Here is a 23,756-nt window from a genome sequence, read left to right as displayed (position 1 = left end):
CTAACCTCCGACGTATTGGTTGGTGTACAGCGTGCTGGCTGGGATGGTCTTCTTGATCAGACCATATTCCTTCATAAAGCCGGTGTAGTTGTTCCAGACTTTGCTATCCATTTGCCCCCATTTGCTAGCGTCATCCGTGTAGTTCTTAGACAGGAAGGCTTGGGATTCCTCAAGAAACTTCAGGTCGTAATCCTTGGCATATTTGTGGAGAATCTTGGCATCGGCCTTAGGGTGCGCCATAGCGTCCTGGTACCCCTTCTTTGTGGCTTTCATGAAAGCTTTGACCAACTTAGGATCTTTATTCAGCTGAGTGTTGTTGGTAATGATGACGGGCGTGTAGTAGTCTAAGCGCTGGTCTAATTGACGGAGGGGCATGTAGTTGATCTTGATGCCGTCGTCCTTAGCCCGAATAACGTCCCAACCTTGGAACCACCATTGGATGTCGTTCTTCTTCCCAAGACTCTTAGGACCATCACCAGTGGCACCGACGATCTTCAAGGATTTTGGATTAACCTTAGCTTCGCTCATAACGGCCTTCAATACGGCCTCCTCACTGGGTGTCTGCCAACCGGCGTAGGTCTTGCCGACAAAGTCTTTAGGCGAGGTAATACCGCTAGACTTCTTGGAGACGAAGCCAGAGGTGTTGTGCTTGATGACCGTTCCGATAGCCTTGACGGGGATGTTCTTGCCGTCCGCGTGGGCATAGGTTACATCTTCTTGATAGCTGACCCCAAATTGGGCCTTGTTGGCGCCGACCATGCCGACACTGGTGGCGTTGTCGCCTGGTTCGATGATTTTGACGTTTAGTCCAGCATCCTTGAAGTAACCCTTATCTTTAGCCACGTAGAGTCCCGTATGGTTGGTGTTGGGAACGTAGTCAAGGACGATTGAGACGTCGGTCAACTTTTTAGCGGATTTGGTGTCAGACGATGAGCTCTTGGAGTTGCCACAGGCGGTCAGTGAGAGCAGAACCGGAACTAGTAGCCAAAGTTTAGATAATTTCATGATGATCTCCCTTGGATTAATGTTTTATAATATAATTTTTGCAAACTACGCGTTGCTATGTTGAGTCCCAAACTTAAAACGATAACGCAAAAAATTGCGGCGAAGACCTTGTCAATTTGATAACCATTCTTCACCCGAATCATGTAATATCCCAGCCCGGCCTCAGCGCTGAGCCATTCCCCGATGATGGCACCGCTCACACAGTAGGTAGCGGCAATTCGTAAGCCAGCGAAGAAGCCCTGCATGCCTTGCGGAATCTTCAGGATGCGATAGACTTGCCAATCCTTGGCGCCTATGGTTTGGAGGAATCGAATCTGTTCCTTAGAGACTTTTCCCAGCGCCTCCGAGAAGGAAACGATGATGGGAAAGTAGCTCATCAACACGACCAGGATGACCTTAGGGGCCATGCCGAAGCCAAACCAGAGGCTCAGCAGTGGTCCCAGAACCATGACTGGCAGTGTCTGTGAGATAACGAGTAGGGGGTAGAAGGATTGGTAAAGTAACTGCCAGCGGTCCATGACGAGCGCGGTCCCAAAAGCTAACAGACAGGCAATGAGTAGTCCAATCAGTGATTCGTGGAGCGTGACCCAGGAATTTGCCAGTAGGCCAGAAGCGTCGGCCACCAGTGCTTGGATGACCGCCACGGGACTGGGCAAAATGAAGGCCGGGGTCTTAAGTAACGTGACCGCCACTTGCCAGACCGTTAGGAGCAAGACCAGGCTACCTAACGGGTATAGCTTACGTTTCATAAATAACCTCCTTTACAAAATAAAAAGCTTCATCTCAGGGGAAGTCGCCGCCGCAAGATGAAGTATCCGTGCGTTTCTCCCTACGCCAGTGTTAACTGACAGGTTCGATGGGTCAAAGTTCACAACTTACTCTCGTGCCGTATGACGGTATCCCCAGAAACTTTTTTAAGTTGGACATAGTGTAGCATGGGAATAGGGGTGGGACAACCTAATTTACTTATAATTAAGCGAATCGTTCGAGAAATGACCAAACAAACCTTTTCGGACCGGTGTTTACCAAATTTGAAATTGTGTAACATAGGAAATGATTGAAAAGTCAATTGACGACATTAAATATAAAAAATAGTTATAAAGACTGTCAAATCAACAAATTAATCAATGGAATAGATTTGCGGACAACTGGTTTATAGTGGCTACAACAGCATTAATCATTCACTATATACTAGCTTTATGGTGAGGAACCAGTTATAATGGGGGTGAATCAAAACAACCGGTATTTTTACTAGGGCATCACTAAATTTTACAACTGGATGTAGCGCAATATGCCAACCGAATGAGGAGGATTATCGTGCGTAAAATGAACGACACACCCACGACTTGGACGTTGACGAAACAGGGGCGCAGCTGGGTCTGGGCCACCGTGGTTACTGCGGGACTAGTCGTTGCTGTAACTGACAACCAGACTGCACAGGCAGACACAGCAGTGGCTACGAGCACTGACACGGCGGTCACAACGCCTTCACGGCACTTACAAGCAGATTCTGTGACGCTGAATTCATCAGCTACGGAGCAGACAGAGACGACTGAAGAAGAACCGGTTGTGACTGATTCGGTCGAAAATGAAAACGCTAACATAAATGAGCCAATCACCGAAGAAGCACCAGCCGCCGCGACTGATCAGGAGGTCGCTCAACCGATTTCTACGCCAGAAAAGTCTCCGGGTGGACAGGAAACGGCAGTCCCCATTTCTGCTGAAGGTCCAGCACCGGCCACCGTCAAGCAGGGGGCTGATCCATCTATTAAGGCTGTGAAATTGGTTAAGGCTCAGGTGGCCAAAGCGGCACCCGTTAAGCTGAATCACCAGGCAAAGGTGTCGTCAATTGATGAATGGATGCCAAACCAAATTCTCCAGCAAGCTATTTTAACTGCGTTACGTGGTCAGAATCCGGGCCAAACCTGGGGTAGCGTTGCTGATATCACGCAAGATGACCTGCTGTTATTGACGACGCTCAGTATTCAAGGAAAAGTTAACACGTATATCGACGGAAAAACAGAATTTTCCTTAGAGGGCCTGCAGTACGCTACCAACCTGACCCGCTTGAGTCTCGGCAGTAGTTTGGACCAGAATCCGGGCTACTACTACGGGGATGTGGTCGACCTGACGCCACTGGCTAAGCTGAACAAGCTAACTTACTTGGATCTGCAACATAACCGGATTGAAGACGTGACTCCGCTAGCTGGACTGACGAACGTGAAGACCCTTTTGATGGCGTTTAACCACGTTCAGGATTTTTCACCATTGAAAGGGAACCGCTATACGACATTTCACGCTGGCAGTCAATTTGTGAAATTGAATCCAGTCAACGTTGATACTGATTTACGAGAGGGCCATTTAAAAATTTCGTTTACCACGATCGATGGCAAAGTCATTCAAATTGCTGCGACGTCTATTGTGGGAGAACCCGTTTCTTTCACCAATAACGAATTGTACTACCGTATCTATAATACGGGGGGGACCGCGACGAGTGATGGTCAGGGTGGGCTGTACTTCACCAAGATTCCTGATCAAAAACCTGGTGGGACCACTTACCCCGGCGTCAACGTGATTCCAATGGATGAGTATTACTTTATGACGGGAAATGCTTCAGGTAGCGACTCCTATGGAAGCTATCAATTCGCTGTGGTCCAGCCTTATGTGCTTGCGGATAAAGCGGCGGCCGTGACGGTGCATTACCAGGATGAAGCGGGCAAGGATTTGGCAGACGCCGTGACACTACCGGCCGGTATGGTGGGCGACGACTACGTGACTGAGGCCCAGACAATCAAGGGATATACGTTGTTGAAGACCCCGGAAAATGCGGTCGGCAAATACGGTGATACCGCTATTGACGTTTACTATGTCTATAAGAAGGATGGCGGTGGAACAGTGACGCCACCCGTGGTGACCCCGGTGGCGGATACCAACGTGACCGTCCATTATCAGTTGGCTAACGGCCAATCGATCGCGGCGGATAAAGTTTTGACCGGCCAACCTGGAACGACTTACACGACTGAAGCTTTAGAAGTAGAGGGGTATCAGTTAGTTTCAACGCCGGCCAATGCCAGTGGCACGTTCGGTGACGAAGATATCAGTGTGACCTATATCTATGCAGCTGTTGAGACTGGTGGCGATGGAGATGAGGGGACGACTGATCCAGATGTTGATGATCCAGACGTGGACTTACCAGGACCAGAAGAGCCGGGTAAGCCGGCGACACCTGGTGGGAGCGGCACTACGACCGGTGGTCAGGGGGCAACTGTGACCGCTGAACCACTTGCGACGGTCGGTCAAACGGCAACGTCGACAGTTTTACCTCAGACGGATGAACAATCAACATCACCATGGTGGGGCGTGGCTTTACTGCTCACCTTGGGGGGCTGGCTAGGTTTCCGCCGGCGCACGAAATAAGCGGGTGGGCAAACTGAACCAGTAAATGACTCAAAATAGGAATTGTGTGATTAGAGTGACCTTGTCAGTTGAGACAAGGTCACTTTTTCGTTATAGTATAAACCATTATTTAGCTGCTTTGACGGTCGCCGGAAAAGCAACTAAAGTTGTTGGCTAAATGAGTAGGTGCCGCCGTAAAGTCAGATAAGATTTTCGCGTTGACATAGTTGCCAAAATTCGTAAAACGGTTTGATACGACATCCTTAAGCTCCTCGCTTACCAAGGCGTTTAGCTGGCTCGCTCGGAGAGACTAAAGTTACTTGGTAAGGTCGTGGAACCAACCAAATAAATAGTTATAATCATTTACAATTTCTATTGATATTTATCACAGACGCGTTACAATGGGGTCGTAAAGAAATTTATCCACTTTATCAAATGTGTGGCAAACTAGGGATGCCCACAATCGTCAATCACAAAAATATAAAGTGGCTATGATCGGTTTGATGTATGCGCTTACTAGGGTGCGATACAGGACTTCACACAGAGGAGGAACTACCATGTTACAAAAAGTTGAGGGAGTATCCAAAGAACACTACAAGAGTTACAAGGCAGGCAAACGCTGGGTTTACGCCTGCATCACCGTTTTGGCTTTAGGGATGGGCCTGGCCAGTGTTAGTGTGGCCCAGGCGGACACGCCCGACGCCGATGTTGTGCAGAGCAGCGTTGTAAAGCAGGATGCGGGTTCCGCTGTTAAGCCAGCTGGTGTGGTTAATGATCAAGCTCAAGACCAGACGGCTGGAGATGCAAGTGGCGATAAAGACCAGCAACAGGAACCACAAGCACCAGTTGCGCCAGTCAAAGACCAGACATCTAAAGAGAAAACACCAGCTGCCCCTGAAAATCAGCCAGGACAAGTTCAAAATGTAGACCAAAAAGATAGTCAGGAATCGGTTGTCAAGGATGAACCAAAAGCAACCGAGAAACCTGTCCAGAATGATAATCAGCAAGCGCCAAAGCTAATGAGTGCACCAGCATCTAAATTAGCAGTTGATCGGTCTAACTTAGCCAAAGTTGCTAAGCCCAGCATTGATGGTGTAGACGCTTCCGTATGGATGCCAAGTCAAACAATGCGGACTTGGGTGGAAAACAATGTCCAGAAGTCTGCACCGTGGGCTAAGATTACCGACGCTAACTTGTATCAGTACATTGAAGATGCAAAGATGCTGACCACCAGCAATTACAGTGGCCCGATTCCAATGCCGTCAGAATTTGAAGGTCTCCAGTACTTTACGAATCTGCAATACTTCGACTACGGTTACGATATCCCAGCAGACCAAATGATCGACTTCTCCTTTGCGCCTGATCTGAAGCAACTGGACCTAGGTAGTCTAAAAGGAACCGCAACGACCAAAGACGTGGCTAGTTTCTTCAACACCTACCTCGCTTCAAACACAAAGTTGAGCAGTATGGATGTGAGTCATTTTGGTTTGACGGGCACGATTCCAGACCTGTCCCGGTATACCGCACTCTCATACTTAAACATGGCTAACAACAACTTGTCCGGTGACCTATCTGGAATTGCCAGTTTAATTAGCCTGAACAACCTGAACCTGGCGAACAACCAATTGACTGGGAGTGTGCCAAGTCTCAGTAACTGGCCAGATATCCAATACCTGTATATCAACAATAACCGGCTGTCTGGTGATCTACCAGACCTCAGCAACTTTACCGGTATGTTCTATGGCATTTACAATGAATTTTCATCTGGGATGTTGGACCGTTACAATGGCTCGACTCAAATCAATAACTACAGTTACTACCAATTCTTGAACGGCAAGAGTTACACGTTGACGGCTAAGAACCGGACCTTCGACCCCATCACGAATGTGGTTAGTGGGGTTCAAGATGGTAAGACCGGGCAACTCAGTAACGACCCTATCATTCTCACCCAGTATTCCAAGGGCGTTCGCATCACCTACGGCGCACCCGATGCTACGATTGCGATGACGGACCTACTTGCCTGGGAAGGTAAGCAAGAGAATGCCACGAGCTGGTTCACGGTTGAAGCAGATCCATCTAACAAGCTGGGCTTCAACCTGGTTGCCAACGCGGATGCCCCAGATGGGACTTACTACATGGCCATTCGGAACAGTCGTTACACCAGTCAGTACGGTGGCTACATTGCCTACGTTAGCTTTGAAATCAAGAATGATAAAGCGCCAGTTGTTGCTCCTAATACTGGGACCACGACTGAACCGACACCTGACGTTGATCACCCAGTAGAAGTTGCGCCAGTAGTCGATACGACCACTGATGCCGCTTCACCAGTTATCACGAATGGTGGGGATGCTGCAACTATCGATGAAGCCGAGGCTAATCGACCAGATGTTAAGGCGGCTGCAAAGAAGGCAGGTTCCCATCAGAATGCGGCGGCCGTTCAATCCAACGGACAGGCGGCTCAGGTGACGGTTACTAAGACGGCTGCTTCAGCCGTTAAGACCAGTGGTCAAGCAGCAACGGTTGCCAAGACCAGTACGACTGCCAGTGGTCAAACTGTTAACCAAGCAACAGCTAAGACGACCTTGCCACAAACAAACGAACAGAGTACGGCCAGTGCTATTATTGCTGGCATCGGCATGCTGCTGGCTACCTTAGGTTTAGCCGTTAAGTCTCGGAAGAACGACTAGTCTGTGTTTAACCTAGTTTCTTATAAAATGTGATTGTAAGAATGCCTAATTAAAATTATGTGACCGTTAAAAGGCAGAATAGAATTTAGAGGTCCTGGGTGAAAATCTCAGGGCTTTTTGGGTTGAAAAAAGATGGCGTCCTCAGGCCTTGAGAATGCCATCTTTTTCTGGATTGTAAACCTTAGAATTTCCGTATTTCCCCCTCTTTTTTGAGCAGTCCCACGATACTAAGAAGTAATAGTAGGAAATAGCCGTAGATAGAGAAGTTTGCCTGAGCTTCAGAAGTTTGGGGGAGCTTGGTGCGGCCTGGTAAGTTGTTGTCAGGAGCCGTTGACTGTGAATTCAACACAGGATGACGGGCGTCCTTTTCTCGAATTGAAGAGGTAGCTGGCGCCTTTCCAGCAATGTATTTATGCCAGAATGCAGTGAAGGTGGTCTGCCCACTGATTCCCAGCGTTTGGGCCACTGCGTCAGCACTGGTATTTTTGGACGTTAGATCAATAGTTGCGACAGTCAAAGCGCCAAACTGATTGTTAATCTTCATAACTTTAACGGAAGTACTGCTTGTTGATTTTTCAAAAATATAACTGGTCGCTTTAGTAGCGAAATAGCCGAAACGTTTGCCAACGTTCGCGATAGCTTTGTTTGAAAGTTGGGCGTGATTATTTGCTAAAGGCGTGACTAACGAGTGAATCGCAACGATGGCGTGCCCCTTAGAATCTTTGCCGCAGGTTATGTCAAAGTTGCCATCAAAAATCTCGATTTTTTTCAAATTACCGTCGGCGTAGGTTGTCGTGAAAACAGTCATACCATGTTGCGTAGAAGAATGAACGCTGGGAATCTGATAAGTAAAGGTGACCGTTTGAGGTGCCGAGGTATAAGTTCCGGTTACTTGGTGAGCACCCTTAAGCATGAAGTCTTTAGGATCGCCATCGTTGAAGTCAAGGGCGTCTATTGTGAATTTGTCGCCGACGTTACCAGTGATAGTTTTTTTGAAAAGCTCGCCACCAATACTGGTCTTGTAAGAAACGTGCACGGTTCCCTTTTGAACGGCGTAGTAGAAGGCGGTATCGGCTGCACCGCTGTAGCTGCCAGTAGTATTGGTCTGGGAACTGAGGTTGTGGCCGGTAAATGATCTTGAGGGGGCTGTGTAGGCTTGGCCATCGATGACGGTTATTGCGCTATCGGGAGCTAGTTGCTCCGTGGTGTCCTTTTTGTAGTAGTGTACGGCAATCTGGTGTTGGTGGGCCGACGTTGTCGGTTCATCGCCGAAATTGCTAGCTGTGGTATTTTCAGAATTGTTGAGGACGCTTGGTGCCGCATCAAGGTCGGCGTTAGTCGTTCGAGTTCTAGATTTAATGGAAGAACGGCTAGTCGAAACATCTTCGTTGAAAGTCAGTTCATTCGCACGCTTATCTGTCGTCGCATGGTTGCTGTCCCTTGAAGCGTCTGATGTACCAGCGGGTAAAGAGCCTGAATCAGATTTTTCGTCAGCCGTAGAACCAACATTACCGGTATTGACAGTCTCGTTGATTTGGCTCGGGGCGGAACTGGGTGATGAGCCTGGGGTCATAGCCACTTGGGGAGATAGCGTTTCAGCTGATGCTTTTGAGGTGGATCCAGTCGTTAGTCCAATATTGAGACTGACTAAGATTAAGCCAGCAAAGAGTAGGTAATGATTATTTTTGTTCATGAGCACACGGTTAAATCGATCCATTAGGTGACAATCTTTTTTCTGGGACATCATAATTTTACCCCGTCTTTCAGAATGTGTTACGTCGGTGTTATAAATGATTTTTGCACAAAATAAAATATAAGACAATATTTTTTATTTACACGGTGTTAGTCGATAACGGAAATTAAATTTAATTGTTCAAAGTGACTCTGGCATTTTGGAAGATACCTGAGTTAAATTGCCGTTCACAATTCGCTGATTTTATCAAAAATGCGAAAATAGTAGCTCAAATTTAACGCCAGGGAACCAACTTAAAGTGGCAGACAGTTTAAGTATAATTGTCAGATATGTTGATGGGCAAAGTGGGACTAAATGTTTTTTAAATTAACAAATAGGACTTGATGGTTCAATCGGTATTACTTGGGTTTATGACAAGCTTCATGAAACGGTGCCACCTGGGGGACTAGTAGCCGATAAGTCTAACCTTCAGCTAAGTTAAACTGGGAATTTTGGAAAGCCAACCTTAACGTATATCACCTGGCACCCCGCCATTTTTGTCCCCCAAAACGGTTTTACATTAGTTTTGTTATGGATATTTATAATTCGTATTGAAAAAAATATTTATCAGGCTATAATGAAGCTGTAAGGTTCTTTGCCCACATTACAAAAAATGTGGTGAAGGACCCGGAAGATAGGATTATAAAGTAGACAAGTACATATTGACGTAATAGACCACCTCAAGGTGACATCGGCGGTTACTAGGGAATCACACATTTCACGAGGAGGAAAAAATCATGCGGAATCAAACAGTTTTAGGGGAAACTAAAGAACATTATAAGAGTTACAAGGCAGGCAAACACTGGGTTTACTGTTGCATGACTGTGCTGGGCTTAGGACTTGGCGTGGCGGGGGTTAGTGTGTCTGCTCAGGCGGACACTGACACTGGTGATGCTGCACCGGTTGCCAAAGTGAGTGAACCGGCCGCTACTTCTGATGGCAGTGTACAGGGTGAACAACCAAACGACTCTGAGGGACCGGCTAAGCAACAGGAACAGTCCGCTGGTCAGGGAAATGATGGCGCTTCCAATGAAAAAGACAAACAATCACTCGGTGAACAATCTGGTCAAAAAGATGTTCAAGAACCCGTTGACCAATCACAAGAAAACCAAAGTAATGGGCAAAAGGTTGCGCCTAAACAAGAAGCTCCTAAGCGGCAGGTTGCTGAAGAATCCGTTCAACCGGAAACAGACGTTAAGCAGGACAATCAAGTGACCTCAGACGTTAAGACAATTCAGGCCCCAGTTGCTAGTCGGGCTGACTTATTACGGGGTAACGCCGTCGTTGCGCCGACCCTACCAACCGATGTCTCTAAGATTCAGGGTGTTAATGCGTCGGTCTGGATGCCTGATCCAGCTTTACGGCACGCGCTTGAAGCCTGCTTTGAACAACAGTGGGGGAGTCAATACAAGGTTGAAGACTGGTCACTCTATGCATGGACTGGGTTCCGGGTCGGATTGAATGATATTCTTACTAATAGCACGGATAAAAAAGAGCAGATTAAAGATTTGACCGGTTTACAGTACTTTACGGGTTTGACTAGCGTTGATTTGGAAAATGCCGACGTTGACCCGGCAACGATTCCTAACTTCTCGTTTGCACCAAACTTGGCGGGCTTTACGTTGGTCTACCCAGATGATGCACCAGCTAACTGGAATATTACGCCAGATCAATTTATCCAGAGTCGCTTTGATAAGAATCCTAACTTAGGTTTTCTGTCACTTGACGGTGCCGGTTTAGTGGGTCAGTTACCAGATCTGCATAACAATCTAAATATTCAAAACTTGAATCTGTGGAACAACAAGTTGACTGGCGACATTCCAGATTACAGTTACTTGCCAAAACTAGATATTTTAGTCCTGGCATATAACCAGTTAAGCGGTGGCATGGAGAACGTTTCTAAAATTAACGCGGATGTTAACATTGTGTACAACAACTTTAGTGGCGATATCTCGGCACCAATCATTGGAAACAATCAGCTTAGTTCATGGAACAACCACCTCACAGTGGGGATTGTGCCAACTGCCCAACAGACGTACTATTCCCAGGATCAAACGCTTACTGGTCAACCTGTCACGGTTTACAACGGAAAATACACTTTCAACCCAGTGACGGGTGCTGGTATCGGATTCAAATTCGATACAGCTAGCACCATTGACCCATCTTTGAAGGGAACCATTGCTTCCGTTAACTATTCGGAAACAGCCCCAGTTTCACAAACGGATCTGGCCAGCATGGATGACGCTGCTAGCGACGTTGCCATCAAGGGTGACCAACTGGTTGCCAACGCCAACACCCGGGATGGGTACTACACCATCGTGGTTAAAGGCCCTGCTGGTTCACACTACTCTGCTTACGTCACCTTCCAGTTGACGAACGACAAGACGGTCAAACCGGTTACGCCGGTGGACCCAGTTAACCCTGTCGACCCAACGCCTGGAACGACGACGGGGACGGTCACCATCGTCAACGTTGACCAAGATGGTAAGGTTATCAGTCAGCACGTTCAGACTGGGAACGTCGGCGATACGTACAACGTCACCGCTGATAAAATTGACGGTTACCAGGTCGCGGGATCCGGTGTTGCTAGTGGTACGTACTCAGCTAATGGTTCAACGGTTACCTTCAGTTACAACCAGCTGGCTAACGGTGGTGATGGTGCTACCATCGTTACAGATAACCCAATTAAAGACCCCAAAGCGCCTGTTGCTACGGTGACTACTGGCGGTGCGGCTGCAGTCGTTAACAAGGGCGGCCAATCAGCTGCTACGGCAACTGCTGCTAGTGTCCAAAAGGGTGCAGCGGCTGCTAAGGTTAACCTAGCAGCTAGCCCTAAGTCAGGTGAACAACCGGCTAAGGCTGCTGCGAAGGCCACGTTGCCACAAACGGGTGACAAATCCGTTGCTGGTATTGTCGCCGCTGGATTAGCCGTATTGGTCAGCGGTCTTGGTTTAGCTGGCTTTAAGAACAAGCGTCGTAACTAAATTTAAACTATGTTTGAGGGTGGGAGCTTACTTCCACCCTTTTTTGATTGGGTAGCTATGATTGCCGCCTTCGGCAGCCAGGGATGGTACCGCACTGTGGGGACCGGATAAAGCCAAAGGGCGGTCTTTATCCTCGGCGGAAAGCCTTGGTAAGCCCGCCAAGTCTTTCAGCACGTCCCACGCTGTAGGCTGGCTAAAAATGCCAACCAACACTGTCGACACAGTGGGTGCCATCCCTGGCTGCCTGCGGTTACATGACACCTGAATCTGAACGTGTAGGCCTGATGAATTAAGCATGATCAGTCATTTTGTTAAGTTGTAGATCCTTTGAAAATTTTGCCAAGTTTATTGGGGTAGCCGCTGAGTTCATGTCATATTCTACCTGTCCTAACGTAACCGATATAAATTGTGTCCGCTATTTTAAGTGGGAGTGGCTGTCAGTTTGGCTGACGGTTACGGCAAACAGTTGTTTACCAAATCACATAGAAGTTTTAAGCGGGAGGCTGTTTCCTAGAAATGGTTGGTTTTCACGTCATATTGAAAGTCTGTCTGGTGGAGGGCCAATTGCTGAAATTATATTGAAACTTGGTTGATAAAACTGGAAAATCATGACAAAGTGCTTCATTATTTCTATCCACATTCGTCATTATGGTAAACTACCGCATTAATGAGTAGTTTTTAAGTAAAATAATTTCCGTTTGATGTTGAATGTTCCCCACGAGAGAGAGAAAATAAAGACGGAGTTTAATGCGAAAGGTAGGGATAATTCGATATGGAAATGAAACGGACGCATTTTAAGATGTATAAGGCAGGCCGTAAGTGGGTCTTTGCTTGTGCAACAATTCTAGCCTTAGGCGCCGGCACCGCGGTAACGGCTCAGGCTGCTACCCAACCAGCCGCTGCGGACGGAATCACGAAGGTGGCCGGTGAGTCCGAAGGGGCACCAGCTGGGGACAAGGACCAGCCTGCTCAGGATCAGAGCAAAGCCGGTTCAGAACTGGAAGACGGTCAGCAAAAGAACGACTCAGGTAAAGGGACTGACCAGAAGAGCGATTCTAATTCTGATCAAGATAAAGTTAATGGTTCTAAGCAAGATGGCTCACAAGTAACCAACAACCAGATGAAAAAGTCTCGTGCTGGTTTACTGAAATCAGCACCAGTCGCTAAGGCACCTACGAATCCATCAACGACCACCACTGCTCCTGCAACTAATAGTACGAGTACGCAGACAGCTGCTGCTAAAGCTGCGGCAGCCGCCAAGGCCCGGGCAGCCTTAACTAAGGCGTTGGCCAAGATTGCCAATCAAACGATCGTTACGACGGCGTTGACGCCAACTGGTGCTGAGGGTATCCAGGCTGGTGGGAGCGTATACGATGATTATCCTGACTTGAATAACATCCTGGGGGTATCTTCACAATTCCACATATTTGCTCGCGAAGCCGAGTTAAACACCCACACCAACGGGAACGTTGCTGTTCAAAACCTGATTGGGAACGTCAACTTTGGGACGAACATCATTGAAGAATTGTTGGACAAAGATATTTCTTACATACAAAACATCACCAATATTGCTGGCAGTTCCTTCGTTTCGGCTGGGGATACCCGGGTCAACAAAGTCGTCTTTGGTCAGGGCGTAGAAATTGACGTCAGCAATCCTAACCGGCCCATGGTTAACGGAACTTACATTGACCACCTGCTGTCATCTGAAGTTTATCAAGACCAGATGGGCCAGACTTACATTGACTTTGATGAAGAATTTGCTAAATTGAAACAGGTCAATGAGTCGTTGGCTAACCGGAAGAGTGAAGCCAGCTACACGTCTAGTGACTTCGCTGACCAAAACAACCGGGTCATCGATGTCAGTGATTTGAAGCCAGATGCTGATAACCGAATTGTCATTAATCTATCGCCAGACGTTCTGGCCGGGAACACACCACTGACTATCAAGGGCCTGTCTCCTGAGGATACCGGGACCACGATTATTATCAATGTGGATACTGGTGGTGCCGAAGACTACACTGTGAACTCACAAATCAGAATTAAGTACAGTGACGGTAGTGACCGGGATAACCAAGAAACGGAACACTTTGGAGATAACCACTTGCTGTGGAACTTCTATGACAGTACCGCTAGTGACAAACAATTTACCGGTGATATTAACATCAACGCACCGTTCCAAGGTAGCATTTTAGCGCCATCCGCAACGGTTATCGCTAACCAAAACATTGATGGGAACATTATTGCGGATAAGGTTGTTGTGAAGGCCGAAACTCACCGGTGGGACCTGCAAGATAATTCAGAAGAGGACAAGGATACGGATGAGGGCGATGGTGATGGTGACATTGACATTGACGAGCCTGAACCAGAAGTTCCCGGTATCGAAGTTCCTGACACAGAATCTCCTGACGTTGAGACGCCAGATGTTGAAACGCCAAGCGAACCGGGTGAAGAAGCCAATGGTGGCGACGAAGATTTGAATTATGAACACGAACACCCAGAGTACACCGAGGACATGGCGGAAGAGTTTGAGGATGACCTGATCGACTTCGAACAAGAAGGCAATACGGCCGCTGAAGAAGCACTTCTGAACCAAGTCGACGCAGCAATTGCTAAGGCGCGGGCTGAGGGCAACACGGCATTGGTCGCACAACTGGAATCCGTTCGGCAACAGATTTTGGCAGCATTAGGCTTGGCCGATGGCTTACCACAAACTGGTGAAGCTAAGGGTAACTGGGCCCAAGTCTTAGGATTGGCACTGGCAACAAGTTTGCTGGGAACCGCGGTTGTTCGGCGCAAACGTCGCAACTAAAGAGTAAGTCAGAAGGCGGTTAGCTAGCTGCCTACTGGCGCACGTTTCGACAATTTAAATTGATCTAAAAGACGTGAACACTTTTCTGAGTGTTCACGTTTTTTGTTGCGTTGTCTGCCTCCAGTTTCCAGGATTGGTACCGGCTGTGGGGCCGGCGTGAGCCAAAGAGCGGTCTCCCACCTCGACTTGAAGCCACGTGAAACTCAACGCGTCTCCGGGCTCGCCCCATGCTGTAAAACTGGGAAAGTCCAAGCGTCCAGCTTAACACCATCGACACAGCTGGCACCACTCCTGGAAACCGGCGGCCCCCACCCTGACGACCGGAGGCGGCAATTAGACGGGGATATAAAAGGTATAAAATGACAATAAAAAAGTGAGTAGCCATCACAGCCGCTCACCAGTAAAGTGATTCATTTCAGAACAATGGCAAGACCATCCGCACGCCCATGAACAGCAGCATGACACCGATGAACGGTTTGGCGTAGTCGTTAAGCTTAGTCGGATTGACGTGGGCCAACAGCCGCGGTGCACAGAATGCCCCGACTACCGCACCAATCATCAGGCTGAGACCAATCGACCAGTCAATGTTGTTAGCAGAGAGGTGGAAAATTAGGCCAAACAGGGATGTTCCCACTAAAACGTAGGACGACGTCGCGGCCGCTGGGAGCATATCTAAGCCCAGGACCAATAGTCCGGCAATAATGGGTCCACCACCGCTTAAACCAGCAACGCCGACCAAAATACCGCTAATCACACCATACGTGGCGGCTTGCGCGGTCTGGTGTTTAGCGGGTCGGTCGCTATGACTGAGAAACCGTTTGACTAGAATCTGGACACCCAGTCCGGTTAGAATGATTGCCACGATCCAAGTGTATGGGCGGTTAGGAATGTAGGGCGCAATCAAGGCTCCCACCACCGTAGCGGGAATTGCCGTTATTAACATTTGATTACCGACTTTGAAATGAATTTGGCCAGTCCGGTAGTGGCCGTACGCACCAACAATCAGGGATGGAAAGGCCGTCACTAGTGAGGTCGACGCGGCCACAGCCGGGGCGAGGCCAAAAACACTGGTTAGAATTCCCAAGTAAATGGCTGCCCCGCCACCACCGGTAGAAATCACCAGTAATCCGACTAAAAATCCAATGACAACTAACGTAACCCATTCCATATGTGCATTCGTCTCCCTAATTTAGCATGTAGATAAGTTTAACGATAACTTGGTTAGCCGTCAATGTGTTGACAAGTCAGGTGTAACCAACAACTGTGCAGGTAAACTGAGTGCACGCCAGGGGGCAGAAGTTCTGCCTGCTGATTGTGATGCAACATGGTTATTGCCGATAGGATTTAGTTGGGCTATTTATAATGGATTCGCCAACAACAGACAACTAAATACGGTGTAAGGCGAAAGGTCATTCGCTTGGCAAGATTAACCAAACGAATGACCTTATAAATGCTCTTTTTTAAAGTTAATTACTTACCGTTTAACTGATTTTATGCCTAGGATTAAAATCCCACCAATCAGGGAGAAGACGAAGGAAACGATGAAGATACCGGAGTACCCGAAGAGGGAGATTACAGCTGCCGCGAGGACGGGAGCGATTGCTTGGGTAATCGTGTTCCCAAGGTTGTAAACCCCCAGGAAGAAAGCGACCCGGTTTTGATCAGGAATAACTTCCAAGTTCAGTAAGTTATCCAGGGAATTCCACATCCCCATTCCAATTCCGGCAGCGAGGGCGTAGGTGATGATGCCAAACGTGTCACGGAAGAAGAACAACATTAGGGCTGCTAGGGCCAGAAATAGCGTGGAGAATCCAACGGGCAGTTTTAAGATTTTAAATTTGTCGGAAACGGGTCCAGCAACGAAACCCATGAAGACACCGAAAATTAGCATAATCAAGTTGATCAATTGAATGGAGGATTGGGTCTGGCTGCCCCGGTGAAGAAAGTCGGTCATGATGTAGAGAATGTATCCGGTGATGGCAAAGTTACCGACCCCTTGGAACAGCTTAGCAATTAGGGCCAGGTAGTAGTCCCGGCCAATCGACCAGCGGGGGAAGATTGAAGCAGCGTCCTTTAGCGTTAATTTTGGCTTAGGCGCTTTTTCTTCAAGCTTTTCGTCTAAGTTAGAGGGTTCATGGACGATAAAAGCCGCGATGGCAACCCCAATAAAGGTGATGATCCCAAAAATGATGAACCCAAGCCGGTACTGGCTGAGAAACATGGCACCAACTACGTTGAAACCGTTGTTCCCCAGGGCCATCCCTAAACCACCGTAAGCGGAGGAAGCCGTCCCCCGCCCATCCTTAGGAGCGAAGTCAATCCAGGCTACCATGGGAGCCACGATGAAGTTGAGGGCCGCTTGACCAATCATCCAGGCTGTTAGAAGTACCGGAATGTTGGGTGAGAAGGAGGCCGCAATCATGGCTAGCATGAAGACGAAGGCACCACCCAGTAACCAAGGGGCTCGTTTTCCGAATCGAGATTTCGTTTTATCCGACAGGGCGCCAGCAATCATATTAGACAGTGCTGCCACAATCATCCCGCAGGTTGAGAATAGAGCGACTAGTTCAACTTTGTGGGTAGCGTTGAAGTGTTGAATCAACGCTGGTAGGAACAGACTGTTCATGACAATGTAAGGACCGAGCCAACTGGCGGGGCCGATGATTAACCCCGGAATCAGTCGTTTGAGAGAGATTGTCGTTTTATTCATAATTGAATGCCTCTTTCTTAATGGTTTTTGACGGTGTAGTAGTCAAAGTCAGCAAATGACTGCAGTTGGTGGGCATCGACGGCACCAATGAAGTTGAACAGGGCCGTGAAACCACCGATTTCGCCTGGTGCCCCGTTGACGCCTTCGTCGGACAGGTAGGTGACGTCAAAGCTGTCGCCTAATGGCTGCCAGTCGGTGGTAGCGGTTAGCCGGTAGGAAATTTGTGCAATCCCTTGGTGGTAGTCCAGTCGAATTTCAGCGGTATCGTCGGGTACCGTGACCTCATCAAAGAGGTGATCGACGCGGTCGCCTAACTTGGCCTGTAAGATGCGCAACACGGTGTGGTCTTCGGTATCATCCTGGCATAGACGAGCGTACAGCCAGTTGTTAGAGTCATAGTAGAGTCCCAGTCCGGCCGTCTCTGAATAGTGGTCGGGGTGGAAGGTGAGCTTGGTCTGGACCGTATAGTCAAGTGAGGTGGCCCGGGTTGCCATGATGCTGGGGTTGACCTGTGAGAAGAATGAATTGTGACCGTGAATTCGCAGGTGACCAGGATTTTCGGTGGTATTGACCCAGCTGGGAGCTTGCGTTCTGTACGGCGTCATGAACCGGACGTCGTAGGTGTCCCCAGTAAAGTCGTCGTCAATATCAAATTGAGTGGTCGACTGAGTAGTCGGGATATTCTTTAATCCCTCAAAGGACATCTTAGCTAAGTTGCTGCCATCGGCCATTTCTAGCCAGCCGCCAGCGGTCCATTCCATCTTTTGCAGGGAAGTCTCACGACCCAGTGGATTCTTTTTCTGACCAGGAAGTGGGCGGGACATCAGGTGGGCGACGTACCATTCGTCCGTTTGCGTGTGGACGAGGGAGCCGTGACCCGCCTTTTGCATCAGAGAGTTCGGGTTAAACATTTCGAAGTGCCCAGCATCCGGGTCGCCCAAGGAGAATAGGTGGTGCGGGGATGAGGTGATGATGGGTTCGCCGGTTGGATTGGATTCGTAGGGGCCAAAGATTGTCTTGGCACGGCCAATCTCAACGCCGTGACCGTAGCCGGTGCCGCCCGCTGCAATCAACAAGTAGTAGTACCCGTTATGTTTGTAAAGTTGAGGAGCTTCGGCGCAACCGCGGGTGGTAAAGCCCGTGGTAACGCGGTGCCAGTCGCCAATGATGCCGCCGTTTTCTAGGTCGACCTCCGCGATGACAATGTGGCCGGGTGCCTGGTAGCCGGTCCGGGTCTCCCATTCCAGAATGGCGGCGTAGTGCTTGCCATCATCGTCGTGGAAGACAGCTGGGTCGAAGCCAATGGACGTCAGGTAGACGGGCTTGGACCAGGGGCCGGTGATGCTATCGGCTGAGACGGCAAAGGAATCCGAGTTGAATTCGCGGCCGGCCATGTTTTGCATGTGCGAGTAGGCTAGCCAGAATTTCTTAGTCTGCGAGTCGTAGGATAAGTGGGGGGCCCAGATACCAGCGGGCGTGTTAGTTCCGCGCAAGTCGACTTCGCCGTGATTCAAGGCGTAACCAATGAGTTGCCAGTTGGCCAGGTCGGTTGAATGAAAAAGTTGAACAGCGGGGGTCCAGTGGAAGGTTGAGGTGGCAATGTAATAATCTGCACCTACCCGAATGATTGAGGGATCGGGGGCCATTCCGGGAATAATTGGATTTTGAATTCGTGACATAGTATTTTCACGCTCCATTTGTTAAAATTAAGTTACTTATAAACCGTCATATCAGAATTTTAAGTTAGTTGTTTTCGAGAACTAATTGCTGAACTCAGAATACTTTGAAAGCGGATACAAGTCAACGATGTTTTACTATGTTGTCGATTATTGGCGGCGAGTAGGTAATAATTGTCACTTTTTTTAGAGAGGATGAGTCAGATGACCCGGCAACATCATGAGAACGTGGTTTCAAATTTGGATATTGGGATTCGGTTCTATGAATCCAACGTGGCGACGAGCGGTTACGTCCCGTTTCATTGGCACAGTAGTATTGAGTTGGTATGTGTGTTAGCCGGGCAACTGACCTTTCAATTCGACGGTCAGGCCCACGTGATTCGAGCCAACCAATTTTCCATTGTGTCGTCTGGGGTCATTCATGACGTGACCAACACACCGAACCGTTCGCTGGTTCTACAGATTCCGTTACGCTTCATTGAACGGTACGTTGCGCACCCGGAGCGGCTGAATTTTTCAACGGTGGGGCTGGAGACTACGCCAGCTTACCAGGAGGTCATAGCGGCCTTTGAACGGTTGAACCAAATCAATCGGGAGCGGCAGCGGGGGTACCTCATTGATACGGGAATCACGGTACTCACGATGTTAAAGACGTTGATTCTGAACTTCACCGATCCAAATGACCCTCTGACGGAAAGCTCCAGCAGCCTGAAGTCCATCGTCATTTACGTCAACGAGCACTACCGCGAAAAGCTAAGCGTCAAAGCGGTGGCTCACCAATTTGGATATAATGCCAGCTACCTATCCCGGCTATTCAAGGCCCAGACGGGGGTTACGTTGGGACGTTACGTCTATCTGATTCGCTTGAATAATCTGTATCGGGATCTGATCGACACGGATACACCGGTGGACGTCTTAATGGACAAGCACGGCCTGACTAACCGCCGGACCGCGCGGGAGATGTTTCAGGAGATGTACGGGTCGCTGCCCAAGCAGATTCGGCTTCAATATCAGCGAGAACGGGCGCAACGGATGAATTAATCAGTGAAGGGTCGCTTTCGTTGACTTTTTGCTTAACTGATGTAACATATAAAGTAACATCAAAACGTATAAGGAGTCTTTACTATGAAATTTGTCGTTACTGGCGCCACGGGTCATCTGGGGTCACAAATCGTGAAACAACTGGCGCGACGCGTTGCGGCTACTGACATTACGCTGGGTGTCCACACGCCAGCGAAGGCCGCGAACTTTGCTGACCAGGGGATGAAGATTCTCCCATTAGACTATGGTGATCAGGGGAGTATTGTTACCAGTTTAGCTGCCGCAGACGTAGCCATTTACGTGCCCAGCAAGAGTCACGATAGTTTCAGCCGGGTCACGGAGTTTGAACACGTGATTGCTGCGGCTAAGCAGGCTCAGGTGGGGCATCTCATTGTCATGGGCTTCATTGCCGATCAGGCCACGAATCCGTTTGATCTGTCCGCCTTCTATGGGTACGTTCCCCGGCGGTTGGCAGCTTCCGGACTGAGCTACACGATTTTGCGCAACGCCCTGTACGCCGATCCGCTGGTACCTTATCTGCCAGAATTGATTGAACGCAAGAACGTGATCTATCCGATGGGGGACGCCTCACTGAGCTTTATCAGTCTGATGGAGAGTGCGGCGGCGTTTGCTGAAGTGGCTGTCCGTCCCGAGCTGTGGACGCAACCAATGTACACGTTGACCCAAGAACGCTCCTACACCATGCCAGCATTGGCCCAGGTCCTACAGGAAGTTTCAGGGCAACCGATTGGCTACGCCCCAGTCACGCTATCTGAATTTGAAAAGATGTACAACCAAGGCAACGAGGGACACATGCTGGCGTCGATGTACGCTGGTGGTGCGCAAGGCCTACTGGCAACGGTGACCGATGATTTCAAGACGATTATGGGTCGGCCAGCGCAGACATTGCCAGACTTCTTAGCCCAGGAGCTTGCAAAGTAGTATCAGATTGGTATCATGTGTCCTGAAGAGAGTGAAGGAGGGATCGGATGCGCTATTCGCATAAACTTAGCGATGCGATTCATATTTTAGCTTACGTGTCGATCTATCGGAATGATGATTTGTCTAGTGCAACCATTGCGGCCAGTGTGGAATCGAATCCGGCACTGGTGCGGCGGCTGATGGGAGCATTACGGCGAGCAGGTCTGTTAACCACCCAGCAGGGCTCGGCTACGCCTAGATTGACCAGGGATCCGGCAACAATCACATTACTGGACGTTTACCAGGCCGTTGAAGAAAACGGTAACCTATTGCACGTGGATGATAAGACCAATCCCAAGTGTGTGGTGGGGGCTAATATTCAGGATACGTTGCGGGAGGCCTACGATGAGGTGCAACGGGCAGCGGAGATTCAATTGAAGCAGCAGACACTCGCCCAAATCATTGCCGGCATCCTCACCCGCCATCACGCTAAGACACAGTAAGTTGTTCCTGGCGTCACTGGCTACTAGGAACGGCCAGGGCAGCCCTGGGGCCTGAGAAGCGGTTCCCAGGGCTGCTTGAAGCCACGGATAAGTTCACCGCGTCTTCAAGCTCGGCCGTCTGCTAAGTCCGGTGGACCACCGGGCTAAGCGGACCGACACAACAGGGTTCTGTCCCTAGTAACCAGTGACTGATACTAGTCGTTGGTATGGTTGTCGGGATAGTTTGGTTAAATTTGAAAATGTTGTGTTATAAAAATAGCTGATCAACGAAATCAAAATGTTATGATCCCTCTGTGGTTGTCAGATGAAATAATATAATTCATCTGACAATGACGGAGGGATTTTTTGTATGCCAAGAGCCAAGTTTAGTGCCATGGAGAAGCTGGCATTGATTAACGAATTTGAGGCTTCGGGACTATCAAGTACAGCCTTTGGAAAAGCAAATGGTTTAGGTGAGCATACGGTGGCTCAGTGGCTAGATCGATACCACCGTGATGGCCTTGATGGACTGAGGGAAGCCAAGAAAAATCATCACTACAGTAGTGCCTTCAAACTACAGGTTATCTATGCCTTTTTGAACGGTGAAGGTTCCGCACAGGAACTAGCTATGAAGTATGGTTTACGTTCATTTTCCCAAGTAATGACTTGGGTTTCCAAGTATAATAGGGACAAAACTGTGACGGCGTCGCCGTCAAGAAAGCAGGTCCCGAAAATGAGTCGAAAAACCACGTGGGAAGAGCGTATTGAAGTCGTTGAATTCATTACCAAACACAAGCACTCATATAGCGAAGCGGCCGAACATTATCAAGTCTCCTATCAGCAGGCTCGTTCATGGGTTATGAAGGCTAAAGATGGCGGATATGAGGTTCTAAGAGACAACCGTGGGCGCCGTAAGGCACAAAAAGAAGTGACCGACCTAGACAAAGCGAATCTACGGATTCGACAATTGGAAGGTCAGGTCGCCGACATGAAACTACTGGAAGAATTTGTAAAAAAATATCAGGAACTTCAGCGCAAGGGGTGAAACAACAACATCGACTGGCATATCGGGCAATCAGCGAGGTCAGTCAAGGGAAACACGGTGCCATCACAAAATTATTGTCATACGTCGGCGTGAGCCGGCAAGCCTACAATAAGTTCCTCCACCGTCAAGAAACGGTCTGGGGCGCTCAAGAAAAGCTACTAGAAGAACGCATCACATATTGGTTTAAACAACATCATCAAGCAATCGGTGCTGGTAAGATTTTATCAAACCTGAACCGAGACGAGCAGATCACCTTTGACGTTACCATTAAGCGAGTCAAACGCATTATGGGTAACCTAGGGATTCGATGCCAGATTCGGGTCAAGAAGCATCATAGAATCAAGGAACAAGAACAGTACATGCAAGATAATCTTTTGAACCAAAATTTTACGGCCACCGCCCCTAATCAGGTTTGGCTGTCCGATTCAACTGAATTATCTTACGGCGTTAATGGGCAGTTCAAAATGCGGTTGAGCGGCGTTTTGGACCTTTACGGACGGGTCTTGATTGCCTCTAACTTAAGTAAAACAGAAACAGCAGATGCCGAAATCGAAGTATTTCGGCGGGCTTTTGAGTACGCTGGTGACGTCAATCCGGTAGTTCATACTGACCGCGGATCGGCTTATACGTCCAAACAATTCAATAACTTTCTGGTCCCCTACGAAGTCACACGCAGTATGTCACGACCGGGTACGCCTTGCGATAACGCGCCAATGGAACGTTGGTGGAATGAGTTCAAGACGCATTGGATGGATCGTCATCCAATGCCCAAAACCTACGAAGAATTTGAAGCGCTGGTAAAGGAAGGAATCCACTACTTCAATCACCTAGATCGCTCACCAGCAAGAAACGACCTCACCCCGGTAGAATACCGGAGTGAGGCCGCTTAGAGACAACATAAAATTATATTATTTCATATGACAACTTGACAGGGACTAGTACAAAACTTGGTTTCGTTGATCAGCTATTTTAGTTAATTATCAACTAAAGGTTGAAAGCATTGAGACACTCACTATGCCTGATACAGCAAGGATTGGGTATTTGGATTTAGCCAGACATAGTGGGAAATTGCAGACTTACCGTTCGCCAAATTTGGATTGGAACGCGGTGGGAAGGACGGGACAAGCCAAAGGGCGGTCTTGCCCCGCGCTTGAAGCCACAAAGCACATCTTCAAGTCGCCATTTTCAAGAAAATCACTTGAAGATTTCACGGCTACCTAGGGGAACACCAATAATATTGATTAAGTGCTGTCATTCTGACATTTAAA

General features: G+C 48.6%; 15 protein-coding genes and 1 riboswitch. Of the genes, 9 read left to right on the top strand and 6 right to left on the bottom strand.

The window, feature by feature from the left end:
* Complete coding sequence (locus AB3Y94_RS06395) at window positions 1–1,005, bottom strand: ABC transporter substrate-binding protein (protein WP_367295499.1); 1,005 nt, start codon at window positions 1,003–1,005, stop codon at window positions 1–3.
* On the bottom strand, window positions 1,002–1,754 hold the full coding sequence (locus tag AB3Y94_RS06390) for an ABC transporter permease (RefSeq protein WP_367295498.1): 753 nt from the start codon (window positions 1,752–1,754) through the stop codon (window positions 1,002–1,004). The genes AB3Y94_RS06395 and AB3Y94_RS06390 overlap by 4 nt, the downstream gene beginning before the upstream one ends.
* Window positions 1,755–1,814: 60 nt before the next feature.
* A riboswitch (TPP riboswitch) is annotated at window positions 1,815–1,920 on the bottom strand.
* Window positions 1,921–2,331: 411 nt separating this feature from the next.
* On the opposite strand from AB3Y94_RS06390, the gene AB3Y94_RS06385 reads away from it, so the two are divergent.
* On the top strand, window positions 2,332–4,422 hold the full coding sequence (locus AB3Y94_RS06385; protein WP_367296489.1) for a MucBP domain-containing protein: 2,091 nt from the start codon (window positions 2,332–2,334) through the stop codon (window positions 4,420–4,422).
* Window positions 4,423–4,958: 536 nt separating this feature from the next.
* Entirely contained in the window at window positions 4,959–7,088 is a 2,130-nt protein-coding gene (locus AB3Y94_RS06380) for a KxYKxGKxW signal peptide domain-containing protein (RefSeq protein WP_367295497.1), read from the top strand.
* 181 nt (window positions 7,089–7,269) lie between these two features.
* Here the strand turns inward: AB3Y94_RS06380 and AB3Y94_RS06375 are convergent, their stop codons facing one another.
* Complete coding sequence (locus AB3Y94_RS06375) at window positions 7,270–8,805, bottom strand: MucBP domain-containing protein (protein ID WP_367295496.1); 1,536 nt, start codon at window positions 8,803–8,805, stop codon at window positions 7,270–7,272.
* 752 nt (window positions 8,806–9,557) lie between these two features.
* On the opposite strand from AB3Y94_RS06375, the gene AB3Y94_RS06370 reads away from it, so the two are divergent.
* Window positions 9,558–11,804, top strand: coding sequence for a MucBP domain-containing protein (locus tag AB3Y94_RS06370; protein WP_367295495.1), 2,247 nt, complete (start codon window positions 9,558–9,560; stop codon window positions 11,802–11,804).
* A 772-nt stretch (window positions 11,805–12,576) separates the two neighbouring features.
* On the top strand, window positions 12,577–14,613 hold the full coding sequence (locus AB3Y94_RS06365; RefSeq protein WP_367295494.1) for a collagen-binding domain-containing protein: 2,037 nt from the start codon (window positions 12,577–12,579) through the stop codon (window positions 14,611–14,613).
* A gap of 415 nt (window positions 14,614–15,028) precedes the next feature.
* Here the strand turns inward: AB3Y94_RS06365 and AB3Y94_RS06360 are convergent, their stop codons facing one another.
* From AB3Y94_RS06360 to AB3Y94_RS06350, 3 genes are all read right to left on the bottom strand, one after another.
* Entirely contained in the window at window positions 15,029–15,781 is a 753-nt protein-coding gene (locus tag AB3Y94_RS06360) for a sulfite exporter TauE/SafE family protein (protein ID WP_367295493.1), read from the bottom strand.
* A 306-nt stretch (window positions 15,782–16,087) separates the two neighbouring features.
* Window positions 16,088–17,323 carry an MFS transporter gene (locus AB3Y94_RS06355; protein ID WP_367295492.1) on the bottom strand — a complete coding sequence of 412 codons (1,236 nt, stop codon included), beginning with the start codon at window positions 17,321–17,323 and terminating at the stop codon, window positions 16,088–16,090.
* A 17-nt stretch (window positions 17,324–17,340) separates the two neighbouring features.
* Window positions 17,341–19,002, bottom strand: coding sequence for a family 43 glycosylhydrolase (locus tag AB3Y94_RS06350; protein ID WP_367295491.1), 1,662 nt, complete (start codon window positions 19,000–19,002; stop codon window positions 17,341–17,343).
* Between the two features lie 192 nt (window positions 19,003–19,194).
* On the opposite strand from AB3Y94_RS06350, the gene AB3Y94_RS06345 reads away from it, so the two are divergent.
* The 5 genes from AB3Y94_RS06345 (at window position 19,195) to AB3Y94_RS06325 (ending at window position 23,378) form a co-directional block, all read left to right on the top strand.
* Window positions 19,195–20,040, top strand: coding sequence for a helix-turn-helix domain-containing protein (locus tag AB3Y94_RS06345; protein ID WP_367295490.1), 846 nt, complete (start codon window positions 19,195–19,197; stop codon window positions 20,038–20,040).
* A gap of 84 nt (window positions 20,041–20,124) precedes the next feature.
* Window positions 20,125–20,982 (top strand): SDR family oxidoreductase, encoded by an 858-nt coding sequence (locus AB3Y94_RS06340; RefSeq protein WP_367295489.1) that lies wholly within the window; start codon window positions 20,125–20,127, stop codon window positions 20,980–20,982.
* A gap of 47 nt (window positions 20,983–21,029) precedes the next feature.
* Window positions 21,030–21,464: an Rrf2 family transcriptional regulator gene (locus tag AB3Y94_RS06335; RefSeq protein WP_367295488.1), complete on the top strand. Its 435-nt coding sequence runs from the start codon at window positions 21,030–21,032 to the stop codon at window positions 21,462–21,464.
* 349 nt (window positions 21,465–21,813) lie between these two features.
* Window positions 21,814–22,488: a helix-turn-helix domain-containing protein gene (locus tag AB3Y94_RS06330; RefSeq protein WP_367294845.1), complete on the top strand. Its 675-nt coding sequence runs from the start codon at window positions 21,814–21,816 to the stop codon at window positions 22,486–22,488.
* Complete coding sequence (locus tag AB3Y94_RS06325) at window positions 22,485–23,378, top strand: IS3 family transposase (RefSeq protein WP_367294846.1); 894 nt, start codon at window positions 22,485–22,487, stop codon at window positions 23,376–23,378. The genes AB3Y94_RS06330 and AB3Y94_RS06325 overlap by 4 nt, the downstream gene beginning before the upstream one ends.
* Window positions 23,379–23,756: the final 378 nt, after the last annotated feature.

Source organism: Levilactobacillus yonginensis, from assembly GCF_964065165.1.
GTDB classification, from domain to species: domain Bacteria; phylum Bacillota; class Bacilli; order Lactobacillales; family Lactobacillaceae; genus Levilactobacillus; species Levilactobacillus yonginensis_A.
The sequence above is the reverse complement of the archived record's forward strand: the minus strand, read 5'-3'. Positions and strand labels throughout refer to the sequence as shown.